Source organism: Streptomyces sp. NPDC001515 (assembly GCF_053597115.1).
Map to the genome: position 1 here is coordinate 44227 of NZ_JBSFHN010000020.1, position 24022 is coordinate 68248.

The 24022-nt window shown below is 74.4% G+C and carries 23 protein-coding genes; 8 read left to right on the forward strand and 15 right to left on the reverse strand.

Going from position 1 to position 24022, the window contains the following annotated elements; genetic code table 11:
• Positions 1 to 72: 72 nt before the first annotated feature.
• The 5 genes from ACWCXC_RS21690 to ACWCXC_RS21710 form a co-directional block, all read right to left on the reverse strand.
• A complete protein-coding gene (locus ACWCXC_RS21690; protein ID WP_450890260.1) occupies positions 73 to 591 on the reverse strand; it encodes a hypothetical protein in 519 nt (172 codons plus the stop codon).
• Between the two features lie 67 nt (positions 592 to 658).
• Entirely contained in the window at positions 659 to 1525 is an 867-nt protein-coding gene (locus ACWCXC_RS21695; protein ID WP_450890261.1) for a hypothetical protein, read from the reverse strand.
• The gene (locus ACWCXC_RS21700; RefSeq protein WP_450890262.1) at positions 1522 to 2694 is read right to left on the reverse strand and encodes a hypothetical protein; all 1173 of its coding nucleotides are present in this window, start codon (positions 2692 to 2694) and stop codon (positions 1522 to 1524) included. Before ACWCXC_RS21700 ends, ACWCXC_RS21695 begins: the two co-directional genes overlap by 4 nt.
• A complete protein-coding gene (locus ACWCXC_RS21705; protein ID WP_450890263.1) occupies positions 2691 to 3755 on the reverse strand; it encodes a hypothetical protein in 1065 nt (354 codons plus the stop codon). Before ACWCXC_RS21705 ends, ACWCXC_RS21700 begins: the two co-directional genes overlap by 4 nt.
• Entirely contained in the window at positions 3752 to 4471 is a 720-nt protein-coding gene (locus ACWCXC_RS21710) for a cupin domain-containing protein (RefSeq protein WP_450890264.1), read from the reverse strand. The genes ACWCXC_RS21705 and ACWCXC_RS21710 overlap by 4 nt, the downstream gene beginning before the upstream one ends.
• A 254-nt stretch (positions 4472 to 4725) precedes the next feature.
• Here ACWCXC_RS21710 and ACWCXC_RS21715 point away from each other — a divergent pair, with 254 nt between their 5' ends.
• A complete protein-coding gene (locus ACWCXC_RS21715) occupies positions 4726 to 6999 on the forward strand; it encodes a FlgD immunoglobulin-like domain containing protein (RefSeq protein ID WP_450890265.1) in 2274 nt (757 codons plus the stop codon).
• Positions 7000 to 7242: 243 nt separating this feature from the next.
• A complete protein-coding gene (locus ACWCXC_RS21720; protein WP_450890266.1) occupies positions 7243 to 8421 on the forward strand; it encodes a serine hydrolase domain-containing protein in 1179 nt (392 codons plus the stop codon).
• Between the two features lie 72 nt (positions 8422 to 8493).
• Here ACWCXC_RS21720 and ACWCXC_RS21725 read toward each other — a convergent pair whose 3' ends face one another.
• Positions 8494 to 9384: a TIGR03620 family F420-dependent LLM class oxidoreductase gene (locus ACWCXC_RS21725; protein WP_450890267.1), complete on the reverse strand. Its 891-nt coding sequence runs from the start codon at positions 9382 to 9384 to the stop codon at positions 8494 to 8496.
• A gap of 142 nt (positions 9385 to 9526) precedes the next feature.
• Between ACWCXC_RS21725 and ACWCXC_RS21730 the strand changes: the two genes are divergently transcribed.
• A complete protein-coding gene (locus ACWCXC_RS21730; RefSeq protein ID WP_450890268.1) occupies positions 9527 to 10261 on the forward strand; it encodes an esterase/lipase family protein in 735 nt (244 codons plus the stop codon).
• 69 nt (positions 10262 to 10330) lie between these two features.
• Here the strand turns inward: ACWCXC_RS21730 and ACWCXC_RS21735 are convergent, their stop codons facing one another.
• The 4 genes from ACWCXC_RS21735 to ACWCXC_RS21750 all read right to left on the reverse strand — a co-directional run bounded on the left by ACWCXC_RS21735 (position 10331) and on the right by ACWCXC_RS21750 (position 14885).
• Complete coding sequence (locus tag ACWCXC_RS21735) at positions 10331 to 11359, reverse strand: alpha/beta hydrolase (RefSeq protein ID WP_450890269.1); 1029 nt, start codon at positions 11357 to 11359, stop codon at positions 10331 to 10333.
• Between the two features lie 72 nt (positions 11360 to 11431).
• Positions 11432 to 13063 (reverse strand): phosphodiester glycosidase family protein, encoded by a 1632-nt coding sequence (locus ACWCXC_RS21740; protein ID WP_450890270.1) that lies wholly within the window; start codon positions 13061 to 13063, stop codon positions 11432 to 11434.
• 366 nt (positions 13064 to 13429) lie between these two features.
• Entirely contained in the window at positions 13430 to 13798 is a 369-nt protein-coding gene (locus ACWCXC_RS21745; RefSeq protein WP_450890335.1) for a MerR family transcriptional regulator, read from the reverse strand.
• A gap of 61 nt (positions 13799 to 13859) precedes the next feature.
• Complete coding sequence (locus ACWCXC_RS21750) at positions 13860 to 14885, reverse strand: MDR family NADP-dependent oxidoreductase (protein WP_450890271.1); 1026 nt, start codon at positions 14883 to 14885, stop codon at positions 13860 to 13862.
• Between the two features lie 184 nt (positions 14886 to 15069).
• Here ACWCXC_RS21750 and ACWCXC_RS21755 point away from each other — a divergent pair, with 184 nt between their 5' ends.
• Positions 15070 to 15504: a VOC family protein gene (locus ACWCXC_RS21755; protein ID WP_450890272.1), complete on the forward strand. Its 435-nt coding sequence runs from the start codon at positions 15070 to 15072 to the stop codon at positions 15502 to 15504.
• A gap of 16 nt (positions 15505 to 15520) precedes the next feature.
• Here the strand turns inward: ACWCXC_RS21755 and ACWCXC_RS21760 are convergent, their stop codons facing one another.
• Entirely contained in the window at positions 15521 to 16408 is an 888-nt protein-coding gene (locus ACWCXC_RS21760) for a LysR family transcriptional regulator (RefSeq protein WP_450890273.1), read from the reverse strand.
• Positions 16409 to 16565: 157 nt separating this feature from the next.
• Here ACWCXC_RS21760 and ACWCXC_RS21765 point away from each other — a divergent pair, with 157 nt between their 5' ends.
• Positions 16566 to 16931, forward strand: a complete 366-nt coding sequence (locus ACWCXC_RS21765; protein ID WP_450686167.1) for a YybH family protein — start codon at positions 16566 to 16568, stop codon at positions 16929 to 16931.
• Between the two features lie 24 nt (positions 16932 to 16955).
• A complete protein-coding gene (locus tag ACWCXC_RS21770) occupies positions 16956 to 17144 on the forward strand; it encodes a hypothetical protein (protein ID WP_450890274.1) in 189 nt (62 codons plus the stop codon).
• A 112-nt stretch (positions 17145 to 17256) separates the two neighbouring features.
• On the opposite strand, the gene ACWCXC_RS21775 is transcribed toward ACWCXC_RS21770, so the two are convergent.
• Complete coding sequence (locus ACWCXC_RS21775; RefSeq protein ID WP_450686165.1) at positions 17257 to 17805, reverse strand: YciI family protein; 549 nt, start codon at positions 17803 to 17805, stop codon at positions 17257 to 17259.
• A gap of 142 nt (positions 17806 to 17947) precedes the next feature.
• On the opposite strand from ACWCXC_RS21775, the gene ACWCXC_RS21780 reads away from it, so the two are divergent.
• Complete coding sequence (locus ACWCXC_RS21780; protein ID WP_450686164.1) at positions 17948 to 18523, forward strand: putative immunity protein; 576 nt, start codon at positions 17948 to 17950, stop codon at positions 18521 to 18523.
• A gap of 127 nt (positions 18524 to 18650) precedes the next feature.
• A complete protein-coding gene (locus tag ACWCXC_RS21785; protein ID WP_450890275.1) occupies positions 18651 to 19529 on the forward strand; it encodes a GNAT family N-acetyltransferase in 879 nt (292 codons plus the stop codon).
• A gap of 79 nt (positions 19530 to 19608) precedes the next feature.
• Here ACWCXC_RS21785 and ACWCXC_RS21790 read toward each other — a convergent pair whose 3' ends face one another.
• From ACWCXC_RS21790 to ACWCXC_RS21800, 3 genes are all read right to left on the reverse strand, one after another.
• Positions 19609 to 20301 (reverse strand): L,D-transpeptidase, encoded by a 693-nt coding sequence (locus tag ACWCXC_RS21790; protein WP_450890276.1) that lies wholly within the window; start codon positions 20299 to 20301, stop codon positions 19609 to 19611.
• A gap of 96 nt (positions 20302 to 20397) precedes the next feature.
• Entirely contained in the window at positions 20398 to 22911 is a 2514-nt protein-coding gene (locus ACWCXC_RS21795) for a SpaA isopeptide-forming pilin-related protein (protein ID WP_450890277.1), read from the reverse strand.
• Positions 22912 to 23103: 192 nt separating this feature from the next.
• Positions 23104 to 23985, reverse strand: a complete 882-nt coding sequence (locus tag ACWCXC_RS21800) for a LysR family transcriptional regulator (RefSeq protein WP_450890278.1) — start codon at positions 23983 to 23985, stop codon at positions 23104 to 23106.
• Positions 23986 to 24022: the final 37 nt, after the last annotated feature.

Here is a 24022-nt window from a genome sequence, read left to right on the forward strand (position 1 = left end):
CCGTCCTCCTCCTGTTCCCTGTCGTGTGCTTCCTGCCGCTCCCGCGTACGGCCGGGGGCGCCGTCTCCACGCTCAGCCGAAGTCGTCGTCGCTCCAACTGTCCTCGCCGTGGTCCCAGTCCGCGTCCCACCCGCCGCCGTCGCCGCCGTCCCCTCCGTCACCCGGGGACGAGGATTGGTCACGCGCCTGCTGCCGCAGCTCCTCCTCTTCCTCCGGGGTGAGGCTCGCGGGCGGAAGCTGCGCGGCCGTGACGGCGAGAGTCGCCACGCCCAGCCCGGCCAGGAGCACGCCCACCCGGCCGCCGAAGGAGGTGCGGTTGACCGTGACGCGCTCACCGCGACCCCACACCGTGCGGCCGTAGCCGATGTCGCGGGCGAACGTCACGGTGCCGTCGGCGAGCGTCCGTTTGACGACGCGCCCGCCGAGCAGCTCATCGGTTCCGGAGCCGCCCCGGCCGTCGTGCCAGCGGACGAGCCGCCCGGTGGCGTCCGCGCGGCGGCGCCACTCCTCCCGGCCGTCCTCGTAGCGCCGGTGGACGCTGCCGTCGGCGAGCAGGTCGTCCGTGTAGCCGATCTCCTGGGGGCGGATCATCGTGGGCGTCCTCGGGTCTGTCGGAAGGGCGGGCCCGGACGGGCGACGAGCTGTCCGGGACGGGGCGTCAGGGGGCGGGCCAGGTGAGGAAGCCCGTGGTGCGCAGCCCGCGCAGCTCGGACCGGAGGGACGACCGGTGCCGGCGGGGCCCCCGGGCGAGCTGGAGCACGGTGCGCACCAGGCGCGGCGGGGGCACGGCCGCGACCTCGGCGAAGCGGCCCCGGTCCAGCCAGGCGGACTCGCGGGCGGTGAGCCCCGGTGGCCGGTCCCCGGGCACGGGCGACGGCCCCCGGCCGCTCGGCAGGCGGAGCGCCGCCGCGTGCCGGGGCACCAGCCCCATCGAGACGACCCGGACCCCCGGCACGGCTCCGAGCGCGTTTCGGACCCGGGCGGGGAGCGCGATCCCGGCGGGGGAGGCGTCGTGCAGCACGTGCACCGCGGCCCCCTCCGCCCGCTTGAGGGCCGTGCGCAGACGCGCCGCGAGCGGCAGCGCGTACGCGGCGGGGAGCACCGGGCACGCGGCCTCCAGATGGACGTGGTTGGCCAGCAGCATCGCCGCGATCTCCGGATCCTGGCAGACCAGGAGGCGCGGCAGCCCGTACGCGTACAGATCGGGTTCGGGCGCGTCGGCGGGGTCCCTGGGCGGGCCGGCCTCGACCGGGGGCAGCAGTCCGGGCACGGTCTCGGGGCCCCTGGCCTCCAGGGCGCGAGCGAAGGCGGCGGGGCGCAGGAGCGGGGCGGGGGTGTGCGGGACACGGCGGAGCAGGGACGACGCGGGATCCAGGACCCGGCAGGTCTCGTAGTAGAGCTGCCGTCCGGTGAACCGCACCGCGCCGGGGCCCGCCGCGCGGGCGGCGGCCCGGAGGAGCGCCGCGCCGATCAGGCGCGTGCCGGGCCCGGTGGCCGGTGCGGGCGACGAGCGGTGTCCGGTCATGCGCCGCCCGCCCCCTTCCTCCGGCGCGCGGGGGCGGCGGGCGGGCCCTCGGGCCAGGAGAGGAAGCCGTCGTCGCGGCCCGCCCCGGCCCCGGGCGCCGCGACGGTCGCGGCGTGCTCCACCGCCCGGGTCACGACGGACTCCAGGACGCGCGGCGGCACCGCGGCGACCGGGCTCCGGAACCCCTCGGCCAGCCACGCGGCATCGCGCTCCGCGAGCCCGCCGACCGTCCGCAGCACGGCAGGGTCGACGGTCTCGTCCCTGCGGAACAGCCGGACCGCGCCCGGCGCGGTCCTGGCCGCCGCGACGGCGAGCCCCGCGTCCACCACGGCCCGTTCCGGCGCCGCCGCGCGCAGCAGCGGGGCCAGCAGCACCCCGTCCGGATCGGCATCGTGCAGGACGACCACCGGGAGCCGGCCCCCGTACGGGCCGAGCGCGCCGAGAACGTCGTCGAGTAGGGCCCCGGCGCTCTCCGGAAACGGCTTCCGAGCGGGGGACCGCTTGCCTGCGCCCGGCTCCACGAGCACCGCGCCGAGCCGGCGCGGAATCCGGTTCACCGTCAGGAAACGGGCCACCACCCGGTCCGTGCACAGGATCACCGCCCGGGGCGCGGCCGGTGCCCCGCCGGCCGGCGACCCTTTCGGGCCACCCGGCAGGGGAAGGGCGTCGTCCACCACACCCTTCGGCAGCCGGCGGTAGGTGGTGGTCCAGGCACCGTTCATGAGTGCCCGGAAGCCTTCCTCGGAGGGAACGATCCGGGAGACGTCGGGCCGTGCCGGACGGTGCCGCAGAGCCAGCGCGGCGACGAGGACGGCGCAAGCGGCCAGCGTCGCCGCGACGGCGAGAGGGCCGTCGGCCGGCACCGTGCTCACGAAGAGCGCGCCGGCCACCGGCAGCGCCACCAGGGCCCGCACCCAGCCGGGCACCCCCGAGGCGTCCCGCCCCGCCCCGGCATGGTTCTGCGTCCGGGCCAGATACCAGAGCTGGCCCAGTGTCACCGTGAGCCGGCCGTGGTCCGTGGCCCGGTCCACGACGGCCCGCACCCGTACATCCGTCATGCCCGGCCCGTGGACGGCCGGATCGAGCGCGAACCGCCTCAAGCAGTGCGCGCAGACGTGCCCGGTGCGCTCCCGGCGCGTGAGGGAGGCGGCGCAGTGCGGACAGATCATCGTGTCCCCGTCCCGTGTGCGACGTCCGGGCCGGGCCAGGTCATGAATCCGGTGGCCGCCGCGCGGTCGCGCTCCGGACCGGCCCCCGCGACCACCCGCTCGACGCGGCGGGCCACGGTCTCCAGGAGGCGGGCCGGCTCCACGGCGAACAGCGGGATCCGCCGGCCCGTGCGCAGCCAGGCCAGCTCCTCCTCGGTGTACCCGCCGAGGGCTGCCAGCCGCGCCAGAGCCGCGGCGCCGGGCCGGGCCCCGCGCTCGCGCAGTGGAACGGCGCGGGTGAGGGCCCTGGCGGTGCGCAGGTCCGGTCCGGCGTCGATCACCGGCCGGGGAGCCAGAGCCGTCCGTACCTCCCGAACGAGGAGTTCGCCCGTGGCGTCCGCGTCCCGCAGCACGACGACCGGACCGTCCGCGCCTCCCGCCGCCAGCGCGTCGGGGTGGCCCGCCAGCGCGACACCGCACCGCTCGGGCACCCCGTTGGCGGCCAGGAAGGTCCTGATCCCGGGGTCGGGGCAGAGAAGCACCGCCCCGGACCAGTCCCGCGCGGCCTCCCCTCCCGGGGCGGTGAAGGCCGGGGGAGCGGAGTCCTCGGCCACGCCGGGCGGCAGCCCGCCGTACACCCGCAGCCAGGCGCCCAGCGCCTTCTTCCGGAACGCCGCCCGGTCCATCACCGGGCGTCCCCGCCCCGCTCCAGCCCTCCGGGCCGCCGCACAGCCCGCGCCGATCAGCAGCAGCACACCGGAGGCCACGAGCAGCGGACCCGCGCCCGAGACGAGCCCCGGCACGCCGGCCACCAGCCCGATCAGCACGAAGGCCCCGGCGCGGCCCCGGGGGATGCGCGGCTCCTTCAGCCGGGTGCGCGCGAGGGCGAACCACAACTGGTCCGGTGTCACCGTCACCGTCCCCTCCCGGGTGATCCTCGCGAGGACCCGCCGCACCCGCAGATCGCTGAGCCCGAGTGCGTTGGTCCTGGGATCGAGCGCGAACGCCCGCCCGCAGACGGAGCACTTGTGGCCCTGCCGTTGCCTGAACAGCAGGCTCCGGGCGCAGTGCGGACAGATCACCGGGGGCCCTCCAGCGCGGCAGCCAGCCTCCGCAGGTGTGCCGCGGCCCGTTCGCGTACGGTGACGGCCCCGATGCCGCGCTCGCGCTGGAGCCGCTCGATGTCCCGCAGGGCCGCGCCCATCACGCGGTAGTCGACGGGGGCGGCGACCGCGAGCGGCCCGCCGTCCGCCGGCTCCCGCGCGACGCGCCGCTCGGCCTCGGCGGCGGTGATCGCGTAGTCCTCGTGGTCGATTCCGTAGCCGGTGTTGGCCGCGAGGATCGTCAGCGGGCGGCGGGCCCGGTTCGCGAAGGAGTGCGGCATCAGCTCCGGTATGCGGATGAGCATGCCGGGCCGCAGCGGTACGTCGACGACGCGCCCGGTCCGGACGTCGGAGAGCCCGCACGCCGCGTGGCCGAGGCTCAGCACGAAGTGCTCCCCGCCGTGGGCGTGCGGGGTGAAGGCGCTGCGGGGCCCCACGACGCCGAGTTTCACCGTCGCGTTGGAGGGGCGCTCGGGTGAGGTCGCCGCGTCGCCCACCAGATAGCGGGCGAACTGCCCGTCGTCGATGAACCTCAGGAACTCCCGCTCGGGCCCCAGCACCTGCTCACCGTCGCGGCGGGCCAGCGCGATCTCCCCGTCCGGCCCCAGGCGGTACACCTCCACGCCCTCCGGCAGCGCGTTCCGCACCCCCTCCGGCAGCACGGCGGAACGGCCCCCGTACCTCCCACCCGGCATCGAACCCCCCGGTCACCCGTGCGCGGCGCGTGCCCCGCCCGCGCATCGTACGACCCGGCGACCGCCCAACGGGAGCCTGTCGTGCGACGGTTGGGCAACGGACCGATGGACGGGCGGTGAACCCCCGGATCCGCCACGTCCCGTCACGACACACGGAGTGAACACAACCCCGCCACAACTCCCGCACAGCTGGGTATCTTTGGCCGCGATCACCGCATCACGCACATGTGTGCGGATACCAAGAGGGGGGTCAGGTGTCCCATCACCTGCGCACGACACACCGCACCCGGCGCACGCGCACCACGGCCACCGCCGCGGCCGTCGCCGCCGTGCTCGCCGCGGGCCTGACGACCGTCCTGCCGGCCACGGCCCACGCCGCCGAGGCCGCCGACGTCGCGATACCCGCGCCCGACGCGTACGCGGAGGGCTCGGCGAAGCTGCTGGCCACCGGCATGAACGGCGTCCTCTACCGCGAGGGCGACGCCTACCTGTGGACCAACACCTACAACAGCACCACCACCCGTGTCACCGCCCTCGACGGTGTGGCGGAGGACGCGATCGTCCGCGACCACGACGGGTTCAACCGGGTCTCGTACCTCCGCCCGCGCGAGGACGGCGGCACGGACATCGTGAGAACCGGCGTCGAGGACCCCCGCAACTCCAGCGTCGTCGTGGTCCCGGCCCACTACCTCAACCTGCGGATCGTCAGCGGCTGGCCGTTGGCCACCGTCGACCAGGGCGACGGCACGTACCAGTTGCGCGTCGTGCGCGGTGTCGGCTCCCCGTATCCGGACCCGGTCGTGCAACTGCCCGCCGGCGCCACGACGGGAGCCGTGCCCGAGGTGCTGAGCGGCTGGGACAACCAGCTCCTGATCCGCTACCGCGACGCCGGCGGCACACCCAAGTACGGCGTCCTCACGGCCTACAACGGCACGGTCGCCCCGCTGCCCGTCGAGGCCGACGCCACCAACGTCCGGATCACCCAGGCCACCATCAGCTGGTACTCCCGCTCGGGTCAGCCCGGTGTGCGCATCATGCAGCGCGGCAGCAGCGCGGCGCCCCGGATCTTCCCGCTGCCCACCACGTCGCCCGACAGCGAGGTCACGACGTACGTGGTGCGGCAGAGCGTCGCCTGGCGCGAGGACGACGGGCCGCTGTGGTTCAGCCCCCTCGACGGATCCGCCGCCCAACCCACCCCGCTGGACGACATCGAGCAGATCTTCCAGGCCTCCGACGAGTCGACCCTGTTCGCGCTCGGCAGGAAGCCGGACGGCGACCGGGCGATCCGCCTGCTGAGCTGGACCAGCGTGGGCGGCGTCTTCGGGCTGCCCCTGCGCGAGGTGCCCAAGGTCAAGACCGCGGACGGCGCGATCGAGGCGCTGAGCCTGGACCGGGGCCGCCTGCGCTACGCCAACGCCCTCCAGGGCACCCGTACGCTCCACGGCAGGAACATCGGCACGGCACTCGACCCCGTCGAGGGTGAACCGCTGCCCGCCTTCCCGGGCCTGGCCGCGGGCCGCTTCGCCGACGGCAACGACGAGGGGTTCGCCCGTCTCGTGGCCGATGCCGACACCGGCGCCGACGTCCTCGTGACGGGTGACGACCCCGAGCACCCGGCGGACCGGTTCACCCTGCCCGGCACGGACGGCCGCATCGTCGACACGGCACCGGACTTCGTCCTGTACGAAGCGGCCGGCCGCCAGTACGTCGTGGACACCGTCCGCGACCTCATCGTCCGCGAACAGCCCGCCATGGCCTCCGTGCTCGACCAGAAGCGCCTGCTCAAGGCGGCACCGAACAAGCCGGGCACGGTGAACACCATCAACCTGCTCACCGGCACCGTCACGCGCACCACCGCCCTGGGAACCGCCTGCGTCCCCGACGAACTCCAGCTCAGCGGAACCCTGCTGTACTGGGCGTGCGGTGCGAAGAACGCCGCGGGCGTCCGCGATCTGGCGACCGGGCGGACGTACGACGCCCCGGCGTCCGGCGTCCTGCTCGGTGACCACTTCCTCGCCCGGCACGAGGCGGGCACCGGCATCCGCCTCACCGCGCTCCAGACCGACGGCACCACCGCCGACCTGGGCACCGTGGCCGACGTGAAGGAGCCCGCGAGCGGCGACGGACGCGGCACCACCTGGACCCTCGACGAGGCCGCGGGCAAGCTCGTCACGGTCGGTGCCGACGACACCGTGCACATCACGGCGCCGCAGCAGGCGGTCTCCGCCCTGCGCGTCGCGCGCACCGAGGCGCCGCCCGCCTGGACCGGCGAGTGGGCCGCCGCCTGGTGGCTCTCCAAGCCGGCCGCCTCCTGGCGTCTCACGCTCACCGAGCAGTCGACCGGGACGGTCGTGCGCACCTGGACCGGGGAGAACACCCCCGGCACGGTCCGGGTCGCCTGGGACGGGACCACGGACGCGGGCGCGGCGGCGCCGTCCGGCAACTACACCTGGAAGCTGACCGCCACCCCGGCGGACGGCACGGGCGCGGACGTGAAGGCATCCGGAACGGTCCGCAACAGCGGCTGACGGAAGAGCCTTCTGGAACCGGTGAGGGCGGAGCCGACGCGGCCCCGCCCTCACCGGCCCGGCACAGCACCTCGCCACCCGGCCGCCCGGCACGGCCCCTCCCGTGCCGGGCCGCCCGGCACGGCGGTTCCCTCGCCGTGCTCCGTCCGCGCCTCGGCCGGATGGAGCACGGTCCCGCGCCGCCGACCGGACACGGAGCGAAGCTGGACGCCCCACCGCGTCCACGCCCCCAGGAGCCCGCCCGTGCCGCCCACCGTCCCGCCCCGCGTCCGCCGCCCCCTGGTCGCCCTGCTGGCCGCCGCCTGCCTGACCGCTCCGCTGCTCGCCCCCACCGGCGCGGCAGCCGAGACGGACCACGGCCGCCCCGACGCACTCGACCGACGACTGCGCGAGCTGACCACGGCGCCCGGCGGCCCGCCCGGAGCCATCGCCGTCCTGCGACGGGGCGACCGCACCGAGGTGCACCGGGCCGGCACGGCCGAGATCCGCACCGGCCGCCCGGTCCGGACCACCGACCACATGCGGATCGCCAGCACCGCGAAGGCGTACAGCGGCGCCGTCGCCCTCGGCCTCGTCGACCGGGGGAGCCTGCGTCTCGACGACACCATCGGCCGGGTCCTTCCCCGGCTGCCGCGCACCTGGCACCCAGTCACCCTGCGCCAGCTCCTCCACCACACCAGCGGGCTTCCCGACTACTCCCAGGACGCGGAGTTCCTCGCACTGGTCACCGCGGACCCGCGCCGGCACTTCGACTCCCGCCGGCTCCTCGACTACGTCGCCGACCGGCCGCCGCTCTTCCGGCCGGGCTCCCGGTACGCGTACTCCAACTCGGACAACATCGCCGTGGCGCTCATGGCGGAGGCGGCGACGGGCCGGCGCTACGAGGACCTGCTGTCCCGGCTCGTGTACCGCCCGCTCGGCCTGCGCGACACCACCCTGCCGCAGGGCTACACGATGCCGGCCCCCTTCATGCACGGCTACGACGTCGGGGCCCCGCCCGCGCGGCCCGAGGACGTCAGCGAGGTGCTGAGCGCCTCGGGCGTCTGGGCCTCGGGCGGCATCGTCTCGACCCCCGAGGACATGACGGCCTTCGTCCGCGGTTACGCCGGCGGCACCCTGCTCTCCGCCCGGACCCGCCGCTCGCAGCGCACCTGGGTGGACGGCTCTTCCGAGCCCGCGGGACCCGGCACCAACCGGGCCGGACTGGCCCTCTTCCGCTACGGCACCCGCTGCGGTGTCGTCCACGGCCACACCGGCAACTTCCCCGGCTACACCCAGCTGATCGCCGCCACGCCCGACGGCGCACGGTCCCTGACTCTCTCCGTCACCACCCAGATCAACAAGACGAACAAGCCCGCGCTGCTCGAGCGGCTCCGGGCCGTCGAGGAGGACCTCGTCTGCGCGCTGCTGCGCACGTCCTAGCCTTTCCGGGCACGGTGGGCGGGCCCGGGGTCCCGAACCTCCGGGGCCCGCCCGTCGGTTCGTCCGCGGGCGCTACAGCTCGTCGCCGAAGGCATCGGCCAGCTCGCGCCAGGCGGCACGCGGCAGCGGGGAGCCGTCGTCCCCGGCCGTGTACACCTGGAGCGCCACATGGTCGGCCCCCGCCTCGGCGTACTCCCCGGCCCGCTCCTTCACCCGCTCGGCGTCGCCCAGCGCGAAGAGGGCGTCCAGCAGCCGCCTGCTGCCCCCGCCGTCGAAGTCGTCCACGCCGAAGCCGAGGCGCAGCAAGTTGTCGGTGTAGTTGGGGAGTTGCAGATAGCGGCTCAGAATGCCGCGCGCGGTCGCGCGGGCCCGGTCCAGGTCGGTGCCGAGCACGACGGTCAGCTCGGGGGCCAGCAGGGCGTCGGGGCCGAGCGCGGCGCGGGCCTCCGCCGTGTGCTCGGCGGTCACCAGATACGGATGCGCGCCGAGCGCCCGGTCGGCCGCCAGCCTCAGCATCCGGGGACCGAGCGCCGCCAGCACCCGGCGGCCGGGCCCGACCGGACCGGCCGCCGCGTCCAGCTCGTCGAGGTACGCCACCATCGCGCTGTACGGCTTCGCGTACTGCGGCACCAGCGGACCGTGGCTGACGCCGAGGCCGAGGACGAACCGCTCCCGGTCGGCAGGCGCCAGCGCGGCGATCCGTGCCGCGACCTCGGCCGCGCCGTGGTTCCAGATGCTCAGGATGCCCGTGGCCACCGTGATCCTGCGGGTCGCGGTCACCACCTCGGCCGCGTCCTCGGGCGAGGGACTGCTGCCGAGCCACACCGTTCCGTAGCCCAACTCGTCCAGCTCGGCCACGGCTTCGGCGATGGCCGCCCTCCCCGCGTCGTCCGTCCGCGACGGACGCAGGGCGCCGCTCCAGATGCCGATCCGGCCGAAATCCTTGTGCGTCTCAGAAGTCATGCTGTGATCAACAGCGTCCGCCCGCCGCTATTCCCGCCCCGCGACCGAAGGCCGGTGATTTCACCGATGGCGCCGGCGCCCGGCACCCCGACTCTGGACCGGGCGGGCATCCGTCCGCACCCATCCCCCTCAGGAGTCCCCCATGCGTCGTCGTTCACCACGCCGGCTTCTCGGCGCCCTCGCCGCCGTCACGGTCGCCTTCACTCTGTTCTCCTCGGCCTCCGCGGCCGGCGCGGCCCCCGCCCAGACCCCCACCACGGCGACCGCGGCCGCCGTGCAGCCGCTGTCGACCAGCACCCCGGTCGTGTTCGTGCACGGCTACACGGGCAGCGCGTCGAACTGGGTGACCGCCATGAGCGTCTTCCGTCTCAACGGCTGGTCCAGCTCCAACCTCTTCGCGTACGAGTACGACTCCTACGGCAACAACATCACCAACGCGCAGGGCCTGGCCGCCTTCGTGAACAACGTGAAGGCGCGCACCGGGGCGAGCAAGGTCGCCATCGTCAACCACTCGATGGGCGGCCTCGTCAGCCAGTACTACCTGAAGGTCCTCGGCGGCAACACGAGCGTCAGCCACCTCGCCTCCATCGCGGGCGCCAACCACGGCACCACGTTCGCCGGCGCCTGCCTGATCTACACGACGTGCCAGCAGATGTACCCCGGGTCCTCGTTCATCTCCCAGATCTCCTCGGGCGACGAGACGCCCGGCGACACCAAGTACGCCACCTGGTACTCGGCGTGCGACGGCATCATCCTCCCGTACACCAGCACCAAGCTCAGCGGCGCGACGAACAACAACGTGCTCTGCCAGACCCACCTCGGCTACCTCGCCGACACCGTGGTCCTCGGCCAGATCGCGCGCTTCGTCGCCTCCTGACCCCGCTCCTCCCCGCACACGCGTCCGGTCCCCGGCGTCCGCGAGGACGCCGGGGACCGGACGTCCGTGTCAGCGGTCGGCGCGCAGGGCGTGGAGCAGCATCGGCAGCGAGGCGTGCAGCTCGCGCTGCCAGTACTTCCATCCGTGGGTGCCCGGACCGTAGAAGTTCGTGGTCAGCCGCTTGGCGCCGAGGCGGTGGAGCTCGTCCGCGAGGGCCTGGTTCTGCCGGTCGAAGTCCGCCTCCAGCGCGTTGGTGCTGCCCGGCGGGTCGAACGGACCGGCACTGCCGTCACCGCACGACAGATAGACGGGCAGGGTCGTGAGCCGCCGCGCCAGGTGGTACGGGTCGTGGGCCTCCCACACCGCGCGCTGCGCCACCGGGTCGCCCCACACCCTCAGCGGGTCGTTGCCCTGCCCGGCGAAGAAGCCCATGATGCGGCCGACCGACTCGTCGTCGAGCAGCGGATGCACCGAACCGGAGTACGCCGCGGCGGCCTTGAACATGCCCGGGTGCCGGGCCGCGTACAGCAGGGCGCCCTGACCGCCCATGGACAGTCCGGCGACGACGCGGTTGGTGCTCGCGCCCCAGCCGTGCTCCAGCAGGGAACGCAGTTCCTTCGTGTGGAAGGTCTCCCAGGCCGGGGCGGCGCCCTCGCCGTAGTTCCACCAGTCGCTGTACCAGCCGTTCCAGCCGGCCTCCGGCATCACCACCAGGACGTCGCGCAGACTCTCCGTCCGGGCCACGTCCGTCTGAGCCGTCCACGAGGTGTAGTCACCGCAGCAGCCGTGCAGCAGCCACAGTGTCGGCCAGCGCCGGCTCCGCTCGCCGGGCGCCCAGCCGTCGGGTGTCAGCAGCCGTACCTTGACCGTCCGCCCGCCGAGCGCGGCCGAACGGACCGAGAGATCGACCTGCCGGTCGGCGACCCGGGTGACCGCGGTGACCTCGGCGCCCCGGGAGGCACCGGCCTCCACCCCCGCCCCCGCGCCGGGCGGGGCGGCCGAGGCACGGGCCGTCAGCGGCGGCGCCGACACCAGTGTCAGCAGCAGTGCGGCCACGACGAGCACGAGAGGTGTTCTGCGGACGGGGATCGCGGTCATCGTCGTCTCCTGGTGGTGGGAAGGTCGCGGCCGACGGCCGGGACCGGGACACTCCGGCCGGGTCCGGTCACCTCACCGAGGGTCCGTTCCCCTGCGGGCCGGCAGGATCAACAGGGCGTCGCCCACGGGCCGTTCACCGGCCGCGTCGGAGGGGGCGTTGAGCACCTCGCCGCCGACGACCAGGGAGGTGGACCCGCCCCCGTCGAGGTTGACGGCGTCGCGGAGCCCGAGGGAGCGGGCGACGGCCGCCGCCTCGGGGATGCTCAGCCCGAGCGCGTTCGTGGCGCGCCCGTCGGCGGTGACCAGGACGGTCCGGCCGGCGGCGTCCACCCCGGCGAGGGTGCGCGGGTTCCGCTTGTGCACCCAGCCGTAGTAGAAGCTGGGGTTGTCCGGCTGCACCATGCCGTCGGCCGCCGCCGTGATGTGCGTACGGCCGTCGCGGACCAGTTCGGGGCCGCCGTTGACGATGCCGGTCGCGGGGGAGAGGGCGACCTTTCGGCCCCGGTCGTCGCGCAGCGCCGTGTCGACGCGTAGCGGCCGGCCGGTCCGGGCCAGGGCCGCGAGAGCGGCTACCCGGTCCCCGGTCGCCTGGACGGAGGAGCCGCCGGCCGGCAGCGTCCCGCCGCGCGGCGAGCGCAGCTCCACGACCCGGCCGCGCGCGTCCCGGACGGCCTCCAGTCCCTCGCCGGCCGGGGTCCGCTGCCCGTACTCCGGGGTGAAGGCGATGAGTTCGTCGTCGTCCGTGCAGGTCACGTCGTGCCGGGGGAGCGAGGTCGGGCTGTCGTCCGCCGTGCCGCCGCAGTTCCTGATGAGCCCGGGGACGCGGTCGACGCCGTCCAGGACCAGGGAGGAGCCCCGCGCGGTGATCCGGCCCGTCCAGGTGAACCGCGTGACGGCGGTGGCACGGCCGTCCTCCCGCACGACGAGGGCGGGCCGCGCGCCGACCGGTTCGCTGAGCAGCCGTCCGCCGTACACACCGGCTCCGGCCGGATCGCCGGGCGCGCCCGCCTTCGGGTCGAGGACGAAGAACCCGGCGTTGACCCCGGCGGTGGCGCCCGAGGCGGTCGCCAGGGCGCTGGTCGTCTCGCGCTTCTCCAGATCCGGCCCGTAGGACGCGGTGAGCCCTCCCCGGAAGCGCCGGGGATCGATGGTCAGCACGTCCACGCGCCAGGGCCCCCGGTCCGTGGTCTCGCCGTCCCAGCCGGTGTACACCGCGGACCCGGCGAACCCCGCCTTGCGCAGCGCGGCCAGCCCGGTGGCCGCCGCGGCCTGCGAAGCGTACGAGCCGACCCGGACCCGCCAGCCCAGCGAACCCCCGGCGAAGTCCGCGACGGCCGGCGTCCGCACGTCCTCCACGCGGGCGTCGAAGCCGCGGGCCCGGACTCCGGCCGCCAGTTCGTCGGCGCTGGCCCGGTCCTTGAGCGCCGACGGAGGCGCGTCCGGGTCCGGGGAGGAGGCCCCGCCGGGGATGGACAGTTCGACGGTCCACGCGAGCGCGGCGGCCTCGGCACCCCGCACGATCCGGGTGAGCGTGACGCCCGGCTGCAGGGTCCGGGTCGTGCGCGTCTCGGTCAGCCCGGGGGCACCGAGCGGCAGGCCGGCCGAGGGGGCCGTGCGAGGCGTGGAGGCGTCGGGGGCCGGCGCGGCTCCCACCACGGCCAGCAGGGCGAGCGTCGTGGCCGCGCCGAGAACCGTGCTGTTCATATGTCTCCCCGGGGAAAGATCGGCTCAGTAAAGGTCGCCGCGCGCATGACCTCGAGTCAAGACGTGTGCACGTCAAGCTTGATCGTGGGCGGCGGCGGCTCCGTACGGACCCGGAGGCTCGTGCGAACGTGGCCGCCGCGGCCAGTGCAGCAGCGCGGGGACAACCGGACGGGACGGCACGGTGAACCGGCGGGGAACTCGGGGGGCGGCGGGCCGGGCCCGCCGGGCGGAGGGCCTGGCCGGCCCGCCCGGCCCCCGCCGGGGCTCAGCCGTCCGCGCCGCGCTTCTGCGCGAGCCCCGCCACCGCCGACGTCAAGTCCCCTGCCCGAGCCCGGCCGTTGTCCGCGCCGGCCGGTCGCTGCCGGGTCAGCGCCCTGCGGCCCGGCGCGCCAGGTTCTCGCGGAGTGCGACGAGCCTGCCGATCTCGGAGTCGAGGGCCGCGAGTCTGCGGCCGACGACGCCGGAGGGGGCGCCGCCCGCTCCGGCGGATCCGCACCCGGGCGACGCGTCCTCGGTCACGAGGTGCAGACGGTCGGCGCAGCCGCGCAGATCCTCGACCGTGAGCCCCAGGCTCAGCAGGTCGCGGATCACCCGGACCCGCGCCACCTCGTCGGGGCCGTACTCCCGCTGGCCGGACGCCGTCCGCTCGGGAGGGGGCAGCAACCCCCGCTGCTCGTAGAACCGCAGGGCCCTGGCCGTCGTTCCGGCCGCAGCCGCCGCCTCACCGATCCGCACCGCTCCCACTCCCGTCCCCGTCACCCGGCGTACCGTCCGCCGCCTCCGGAGCCGGGCCGGGTCACACCTCCACGACCACGGCACCGAAGTGACGGCCCTCGATCAGTTCCTGCAACGCTCCGGGAGCGCGATCGATGCCCGGGATCCGGCTGTGCGCGAAGGTGATCCGCCCGGAACGCAGCCAGTCGCCGAAACGGCCGACCCACTCCTCCTCGACGTCGGGATGGTCCGCGCCGCTGTAGCCGCGCAGCGAGATGCCCTTGACGACCAGACGGTAGGCGTCCAGCTCCACCGGGGCGCTGCCCCCGCCGCGCCGCGCCGACAACTGCCCCGACAACGCCCCCACCAGTGCGAACCGCGCCCCCTGCCGCGCCGCCCCGACCGCCGCGGCCAGCTGCTCGCCCGCCACGGTGTCCACCAGCACATCGATCCCCTCCGGCGCCGCGACGGCCAGCTGGTCCGCGATCGGACCCGCACCGCGCACCACCACGGCGTCGTACCCCAGCTCGGACACGAGCCGCTCCGCCTTCCACGCTGAGCCCGTACTCCCGATCACCCTTCCCGCCCCCAGCAGCCGGGCCACCTGCCCCGCCAGCGACGCCACCGCCCCCGCCGCCCCCGTCACGAAGACCGCATCGCCCTCCCGCACGCCCGCCAGCCGCGTCAACGCCCCGTAGCCCGACGACCCCTGAGCCAGATGCGCCACGGGATCCGGCAACTCCCCACCCAGCACCACGCATTCACCGGCCGGCAGCACCGCGTACTCCCGCCACCCGCGCAGATGCGTCACCAGGTCCCCGACCCCCACCGCAGCACCGTCCGGCGCCGCCACCACCTCACCCACCGCCGGACCGAACAGCGTGTCGCCCTCCCGCAGCGGCGGCAGCGGAACCCCGTCGTGCTCCGTCCCCATCAGCGTCCGCAGCCCCGGAAACACCAGGAAGAACCGGTTCCTGACCACCACCCGACCGTCCCCGGCCTCCGCCAACGGCGCCTCCACCACCCGGAGGTGCTCCGCCGTCGGCAACCCTTCCGGCGCCGAAACGAGCCGGACCTCCCGCGTGACACGCGGCAGCGATGTACCCATGAGAATCTCCTGTCCCCACCCGGACCGACAGCACGACCCGCCACCGGCCACGACGTGCGGCGACGCTAACCCCTGACGTACGGGTCAGGGTCAAGTCCGGGGGTGGTGGGGGAAGATGCCGGTGCCGGGCGCATCGCCATCCCCTCCGGAGGGCCGCGCCGGCGTGCCCGGCTATGGTGGTCCGATGGCGACGATCAAGAAAGTGCAAATCACCTTCGACTGCGCGGAGCCCCGGCGTGTGGCCGGTTTCTGGTGCGAGGTGCTCGGGTACGTCGCTCCGCCGCCCCCGGACGGTTTCGAGAGCTGGGACGCGTACGAGAGCACGCTGCCGCCGGAGCGGCGGGACGCGGGGTTCGCGTGCATGGATCCGACGGGGGTGGGGCCCCGGCTGTACTTCCAGCGGGTGCCCGAGGGCAAGGTGGTCAAGAACCGCGTGCACGTCGACGTCCGGGTCGGGACCGGCCTCGTCGGGGCGGAGCGGGTGGCGGCGCTGGAAGCGGAGTGCGCACGCCTGACGGAGCTGGGCGCCAAGCGCCTGTATCTGCTGGAGGCGGACGAGGAGAACGAGTCGTGCCTGGCGATGCAGGACATCGAGGGCAACGAGTTCTGCCTCGACTGAGGGCGCCGGACCGCCCTCAGCCGGCGGTCGGCGCGAAGGCGCGTCGGCAGTGCGCCAGCAGCTCGCGCATGCCGGGGCCCCGCGTCCCCTTCCATACGAGGGCGAGCAGGGCGGGCGTGTCCACGTCGTCGATGACGCGGGCGACGAGGGTGCCCCGGTAGGCGGCGGCCATCGACTCGCTGAGGACGGCGACGGCCAGCCCCCGCGCGGCCAGAGCCGCGATCGCGTCCGCCGCGCCCGCCTCCAGGGCGACCGCCGGCGTGAGCCGCCGCGCCGCGCAGGCATGGTCGAGCACCGTGCGCAGCCCGGTTCCGGGTGGCATGCACACGATCGGATGGGTGATCAGTTCGCTCAGGGTGAGCCCCTGGCCCGACAGCAGCGTGTGTCCGGCCGGGACCGCCGCGACCAGCCGCTCGCTGATGAGCGTGAGCGCCTCCAGCCCCTCGGGCGGCGCGCCCGCCGCCCCGACGAGGGCCAGGTCCAGGGCCCCGGTGCGCACGCCTTCGACGAGGTGTTCCGAGGCGTCTTCCAGCAGCGAGATCTCCACCCCGGGGTGCGCCCGGTGGAACGCGGCGAGGGCGTCGAACAACGGCGTCACGGTGCAGCCGACGACCATGCCCACGGTGAGCCGCCCCCGGACCAGACCGGTCACCTCGCCCACCGCCTGGCCGACCGCCCCCGCCTCGGCGAGCGCCGCGCGGGCGTGAGCGAGCGCGGCCTTCCCCGCGACGGTGAGGGTGACGGTCCGCGCCGAGCGGTCGAACAGCTCGGCGCCCAACTCCCGCTCCAGTTGCCGGATCTGCGCGCTGACCCCGGACTGGCTGATGTGCACGCGCGCGGCGGCCCGGGTGAAGTTGCGCTCCTCGGCGACCGCGACGAAGTACTCCAGCTGCCTCAGTTCCATGAGGGAAAATTCTAGCTCGCACAATAACCATCTGTTGGACTTCTCATCGGGCTCCGCGCACGCTGGGACGGACACCAGCCCGCGCCGCACGGTTCACATGCGCCGCACGGCGCACACGCATCGCGGAACCCGATGCGGCCCACTCAAGGAGATGGACATGACCGCGTACGAGAAGGCCATGCGCCCCGAGGACATCACCCGCCTCTTCGTCGAGCGGTCCAACGCCGGCGACGCGGAGGGGGTGGCCGCACTCTACGAGGAGGGCGCGGTGATGGCCTATCCGCCGGGCGGCAGGACGGAGGGACGCGAGGCGATCCGCGCCCTGTGGGAGAAGGTGCTCGCGAACCGGCCCCGCTTCGCGCAGGAGCAGCCGTTGCCGACCCTGATCAGCGGCGACATCGCACTCACCTCGACCCCGCCCAAGGATGGTTCGGGCGCGCGGGCCCAGGTCGTCCGCCGCCAGCCGGACGGCAGTTGGCTCCGTCTTCTGGACCAGCCCGAGTTCACCCCGCCCACGCGCTGACCCGCGCCCCGCCGCCCGAAATCGGTGGCATACGCGGAATGGGTCCGCAGGTACGAAGAAACGTGCAGAACAGGCACCCTCACCGACCTCTACCAGGACCGCCGCGACTCCGTCTGGGACAACTACGCCGACACCGCCACCCTGCGCGACAGCCGGGGCCGGACCGTCGACACCGAGTCCTGGGGCCGGGGCCACCGCCACCACCGGCGCTGACCGCCCCCAGCGACCGGAGGGAAGACCGCGGACCCCCACCCCGTGACGGTCCGTGAACCCCCCTCCCTCAGGGGCCGGGCACCGACCTGCCCGGCCCCGCCCGCCCCCGTCGCTAACGCCGTCCGCCGCACTCCCACGGACGCACCTCGACGGCCGCGTACGCGCCCGGTGTCAGGACGGCCCGCGCCGCCTCGGGGCCCGAGGCCCTGAGCAGGACCGCCGTGCCGAGCCAGGTGGCGCCGTCGTCGGACAGCAGCGGTCCGTACGCGATCAGGTCGTCCCGGTTCTCCGGCACATCGAGGTCCACCGCCTCGCCCTGTCCGAGGCCGAGGACGAAGTAGCGGTCGTCGCCCTCCGTGCCCCCGGGAAACTCCCACATCGTGCGGCCCAGCAGATTGCGCCACCGGCGCAGCAGCACGTCGCGGTAGACGCCGGCCTGATAGGTGGGTTCGTCGAAGGCGAAGGTCCGGGCGGCGGCGGGGTCCGGCAGGTCGACGATGTGCACGCTGCCGACGGGCACCTCGCGGTCGGCGTCGAAGGCCGGGCCCCGGGCGACCAGTTCCTTCGCGTACCGGTCCATGTAGGACCAGTGCTCCTCGGTCAGCGCACGGCGCAGGGGCAGGGAACCGGGCCGGTCGCGGTGATAGCAGATGAACTCCATGCGGACGACTCTCGTGGACACCCGGCCGCGGCTCAACCCGCTTTCGCGGCAGGCGGATGGGCGCGCGGCATCCGTCGCCGGGATCCGGCGGGGGCGGGGCCCCGCCGCACCCCCGGGTCAGCCCGTCGGGGAAGATGACCGGATGACCGACGACGGTGACCGGATCGCCCTCAGTACACAGGACCTGCGTGCCGTGACCGCGTTCGCCGCCTCGTGCGCGCACGAGGCGCTGCGCGCCTTCGAGAACGACCGGCCGGGAGACACGCGGCCCCGGGACGCCCTCGCCGCCGCCGATGAGTTCGCGAACGGCGGCGCACGCGGAAAGGCCCTGAGGGACACCGCGTCGGCGGCCCTCAAGGCGGCCGCGAGCGCGGAGACCGAGCCGGGACGCCAGGCGGCCTGGGCGGCCATGTCCGCGGCCGCCGCCGCGTACCTCCATCCGCTGGCCAGAGCGACCCAGGTCAAGCACATCCTCGGAGCAGGTGCCCACGCGGCGCGGACGGCCGAACTCCTCGCCGGCGACGACCGGAGCGTCGGCCCGCGCCACCTCCGGCGTCTGGCACAGCACGCCACCCCGCACGTCGTCGATGTCCTCACCCGGTTCCCGGCGGCCCCCGACGGCGGCGGACGGGTCGGTGAACTGACCCGCCTCCTGGACACCGTTCTGCGGACGCCCGGCCCGGTAAATCCGTTGCGTGGGGGTGGGGACGAGAGCTAGGTTCACCCGGCCGTCCCCGTGCTGCGGGCCGGCGTTCCCGACAAGGAGGTGTGGAGCACATGCGCAGGAGTGCCCAGGAGCCGGACCCGCGTCCCGACCCTTGCCCCCTCCTCACGACGGAGACACCTTGTCCCTGCGCATCACCCCACTGACCGACCCCGCCGACACCTCGCACAGCCGGCGCCTCGCCTGGCTGGCCTCGGACGCGGACGCCGTCCCCGTCGGATCGGCCTTCCTCCGGCTGTTCACCGGCTCCGGACAGGACCACCCGGCCGAACTCGACCTGCGCGTCCACCCGGCGGAGCGGCGCAAGGGCGTCGGCTCCCGGCTCCTCGACAGCGCCCTGTCCCGCGCCCGTGACCACGCCCGCCGCGTCGTGGCCCAGGCCGAGACCGGATCGCCCGGTGACGCCTTCCTGGCGGTGCACGGCTTCCGGACCGTCCTGACCCTGAGGTTCGCCCGATTGCCCCTGTCCGACGCGGACACGGCCGCCCTCACCGGCATCATCGAGCAGCCCCACCCCGGCTACCGGCTGACGTCCTGGCGGGGGACCGTCCCCGACGCCCTCGCCGAGACGTTCGCCACATCGCGCCGCGCCATGGACGACATGCCCATGGGCGACGTCGACCACACGCCGCTGAGCTGGGACGTGGACCGGGTCCGGGCCGTCGCGAAGGCCGTCGCGGAGCGCGGCGACCACCTGTACACGGTCGTCGCGGTCGACGGCTCCGACGGCTCGATCGCGGGGTTCACCGAAGTCGTGGTCCCCGGGAACGGAACGGGAGACGGGCAGCACTACGGCACCGGCGTGCTGCCCGAGCACCGCGGACACGACCTCGGACGGTGGATGAAGGCCGAGTCGATCCGCCTGGTCCGCAGCCGCCACGAGGGCATCGACGGCCTCCTGACCGACACCGCCGCCGACAACGCGCACATGCGGCGGATCAACGACGACCTCGGTTACCGCACCACGCACACGACACACCAGCGGCAGCTCGACCTCTGACGGCGGGCAGGCCGACGGCTCCGCGACCGGGCGTCACCCCGCCCGGCCCGCGGAGCCGTTCGTCGTCCCGGACTCCGGCTCAGCCGCCGGTCCCGGGCTTCACCCCCCACACGTAGACGACATCGTCCAGCGCCAGCAGATCCCACAGCTTCGCCGCGTCGGCCACGGTGAGATTGACGCACCCGGCGGAGCCGCCGCCGTCGTACAGATCGCCCGGGTGCCCGTGCAGCGCCTGTCCGCCGTCGAAGAACTGCGAGTACGGCATGGGCGCGTTGTCGTAGATCGTGGAGACGTGGTCGCGATCCCGCCAGTAGATCGTGTGGCGGCCGGGCCGCGTCTCCTGCGCGTCGCGGCCGGTACGGGTGGGTACCGGTCCGAAGACGACCTTCTTGCCCTTCTGCACCCACAGCAACTGCCGGTCCATGTCGACACACGTCACCCGCGAGGACTCCACCGGGCAGTGCCCCGCCGCGTTCGGATTCGGGGTGGCCTCCACCACGAGCATGGTGCGGTACGTGCCGAGATCGGCGAGTCCGTCCGCGTGCGGGCGGTCGTGCGCGGTCTGGAAGGCGCGGATCGCCCGGCAGTCGGCGGCGGACTGGCGCCCGTCCACGGGCAGCCCGAGGTGCTTCTCCATCTGCCGCTGGTACGGGCCGGCGGGCGCCGTGCACGCGGCCTCGCGCGCGGAGGAGGCCGCCGAGGGGACCGCCGAACACAGCAGTGCCGTGGCCGCTGTGGCGACCACGGCACTGATGAGGCTGTTGGGACGCACTGCCTGACCTCCTGGCGGATCGGGAAACGTATGCCGCCAGCCAATCAGTGCGCCCACCCGGCCGCCCATCGATGAACGGCCGGGCGGGTGACCGGATCAGGCATGTGCCCCCTGGTGGGAGCGGTCCTTGCAGGACTTGCCCTTGCACGGCTCGCCGCGCTTGTTGGACAGCTCGACGTGCACGCCCTCGGAGCTGTTCGCCTCCGTCACCTCGAACGGACCCGAGACCGGGTCGGCCGGCAGGACGTAGCCCTCCGGAACGGCGATCTCGCGCAGGTAGTACTCACCGAGCGGCAGGTTGTCGAAGGTGCACACCCCGTCGTCGTCGGTCGAGCAGCCGGCGTCGGCGAGCGTGTCCGGGTTCGTTCCCCCGGTCTGCAGACCGGGCATGTCGTTCGTCTCGCGCCACAGCTCGAAGACGGCTCCGGGCAGCGGCTCCCCGTTCTTCGAGTCCGTCTTGTCCAGCGTGATCGACCCCTTCACCGGCGGCACCGGGGTCTGCGTGTTGGCGGCCTCGACGCGGACGCCGTCCTCCGAGTTCTCCTCGGTGAGGACGAGGGGGCCGAAGACGTTCGGGTCGGGGAGGTCGTAGCCGTCGGGGGCCGCGGTCTCGCGCCAGTAGTACGTGCCCAGAACGGTGGTCTGCGAGCAGATGCCCGAGGCGGGCGTCGTGCAGTCGGTGACCCGGGTGTCGGGGTTGATGCCGGTGGTCTGGAGCCCGTCCACCCCGTTCGTCTCGTGCCACAGCTCGAAGTCGGCACCGGCGAGCGGGGCACCCGTGTCCGCGTCCTTCTTCAGCACACTCACCAGACCGGTGGTGCGCGGCACCGGGGTCTTCGCGTTGGCGGCCTCGACGCGGACGCCGTCCTCGGCGTTGTCGTCGGTGAGGACGAGGGGGCCGAAGACGTTGGGGTCGGGGAGGTCGTAGCCGTCGGGGGCCGCGGTCTCGCGCCAGTAGTACGTGCCCGCCGTGGTGGTTTCGGAGCAGACGCCGTCGGCCGGGGTGGTGCAGTCGCTGACGTGGGTGTCGGGGTTGACCCCGGTGGTCTGGAGGCCGTCCACGCCGTTGGTCTCGCGCCAGAGTTCGAAGTCGGCGCCCGCGAGCGGGTCACCGCTCTCCACGTCCGTCTTGAGGACGCTGACGTCACCGGTCACCGGGGGGACGTCGCTCGGGATGTTGGCGGCCTCGGCCCGGACGCCCTCGTCGGCGTTGTCGTCGGTGAGGACGAGGGGGCCGAAGACGTTGGGGTCGGGGAGGTCGTAGCCGTCGGGGGCCGCGGTCTCGCGCCAGTAGTACGTGCCCGCCGTGGTGGTCTCGGAGCAGACGCCGTCGGCCGGGGTGGTGCAGTCGCTGACGTGGGTGTCGGGGTCGGTCCCGGTGGTCTGGAGGCCGGGGACGTCGTTGGTCTCGCGCCAGAGTTCGAAGTCGGCGCCCGCGAGCGGGTTGCCCGTGACGGCGTCCGTCTTCCGGACGCTGACCTGACCCGTCACCGGCTGCGGTCCGCCGCAGTCCGGAAGGTCGCCGTTGAACGGGTACGCGTGGAACTCCTGGCCACCGCCCCCGCCTTCGGGGCTCGTGTGCGTCACCGAACCGGTGGTGAAGAAGCGGCCGTTCACGCCCGGGAGCGTCACCGTGGTCATCGAGGACTGCTCACCCATCAGGAAGCTGCCCTGGAACTGGCCGGACCCCGCCAGGTCCACCGTCGTGGCGTCCGGGAAGTTCCACAGGAGGCGCTCACGGTAGGCGTTGAGCGGGTCCGTGGCGTCGTCGATGCCGCCGCTGGACGTGTTGATCGTCCGGTCGGCCCCGATGACGTTCACGAGGATCGTGGCGTTGTCGGGGATGTTCTCGAAGAGGACCGCCTGCTGGCCGCCCGTCGCGCTCGTCATGTCGAAGTCGACGTTGAAGACCTGGAGGGCGGAGGTCCCGTCGCCGGTGAACCGTGTCTGGAAGCCCTCGTTGACGGCGGTGCCCGTGGGGGTGCGGAGGGAACCGTCGGGACGGGCATAGCACTGGCTCGCGGCGGTCAGCTCGTCGCGCAGGCCCGCGTACGGGGCGACGGCGTCCGGGTCCTGGATCGGCGTCCCGATGATCGTGCCGGTCTGGTCGCCCGCGTACCGCACGATGCCCTGTTCGTCGGGCAGACCGCCCGTCGTGTCCAAGCGCTGTCCGGCGGCGATGGTGACGTCCCCGCCCGTCGCCAGGGAGTCCGAGCCGTTGGGCGGCGCAACCCGGGACCCGACGCCCGCGACCCCGAGGTTGTACAGGGCGCCCGCGTCCGCGTCCTTGTTCTGGTCGAAGTCGTCGAGCACCACGACGCGGCCCTCGGCCTCGGCGGCACGGCCGCGGACGAGGAAGTCGTTGCCCACGAAGATGTTGATGCCGTCGTCCCGGCCGGCGATGTCACCGTTGTTGATGCCGGGGAACGGGTCGGGACAGTCACCGGGCACGCACGGGCCGAGACCGCCGGGCAGCGGGGCGGCCGCCGCGGGCGTGGCGCCGAAGCCGAGGGTGACGGCCGGCACGACCGCGGCGAGCACGGCACAGGCCACGCCCGTGGACCGGGCGCGTGAACGCAGCGCGGCAAGGCGCTGGGGCTTGGGTTTCATACGGGCATCCTGAACAGACGCCCCACGGGGGCCCGTGGACGACACGTGTCATTGCCCCGACCAGCGGACCGGCCCACCCGGACGGACCCACTCGGGCGTGTCCGGGAAGCAGCGCCGTCCGCTGCCCGCCGGATCACTCCCACCGCCCGGCGCCCCGCCGCTCGACCCCCGTCCGGCGCCGCGTCGCAGGCCCTACGCGAAGGTCTCGGCGAGCAGGCCGACGAGGGGAGCGGAGGCGGGGTGCGGGGACCGGCGCGGAGTGACCGCGTAGACGCCCCGGGTCGGCGGATCCACGAGTCCGACGGTGGTGACGTCGGCCCGCAGCGCGCCCGTCAGCACTCCGGGGATCAGGGCGATGGCGTGCCCGGTCGCCACCATGGCCAGCTTGCCGGGCAGATCGGCCGCGACGAGATCGATCCGGGCGTCGACGCCCGCCCGGGCGGCGTGCCGGCGCAGCAGGGCCGCCGAACCCTCGTTGTCCTCCACCCACGTCTCGTCGCCCAGGACCCGCATCTCCACGGGGCCCCGTCCCGCGCGCGGATGACCCACGGGCAGAACGACCACCATCGCGTCGAGACCCAGGTAGCGGCGGTCGCACGACGCGTCGGCGGGCAGCCCCGGAGGGGCGTCGGTCACCACCGCCAGGTCGAGGTCACCGGAGACGACGCGGCTCACCAGATGCGCGCTGAGCCCCGGCAGCAGGCTCCAGCGCAACGGCCCCGACCGCTCCAGCAGACGCCGGACCGCTTCGGGCACGATGCCGGCGGCGAGCGACGGAGTCGCCCCGATCACCAGCGGCCGGCCGGCCACCCCGTCCCGCGCCTCCCGCACCGCACGCAGCGCACGGTCGGCCTCGGCCAGCGTGGCCACGGCATGGCGGCGGAACACCTCACCGGCCTCCGTCGGCCGCACCCCGCGCGCATGACGCTCCACCAGGGGCACGCCGAGCTGTCGCTCCAGCCCCGCGATCTGCCGCGAGACGGCCGACTGCGTGTGGTTCAGTTCCGTGGCCGCCGCCGACAGCGAGCCGAGCCGGCACACCGTCACAAAGGCGCGCCACACCAGCAGATCCATGCCTCAAGTGTGCACTCTGGTATGCGGTTGCGGCAGA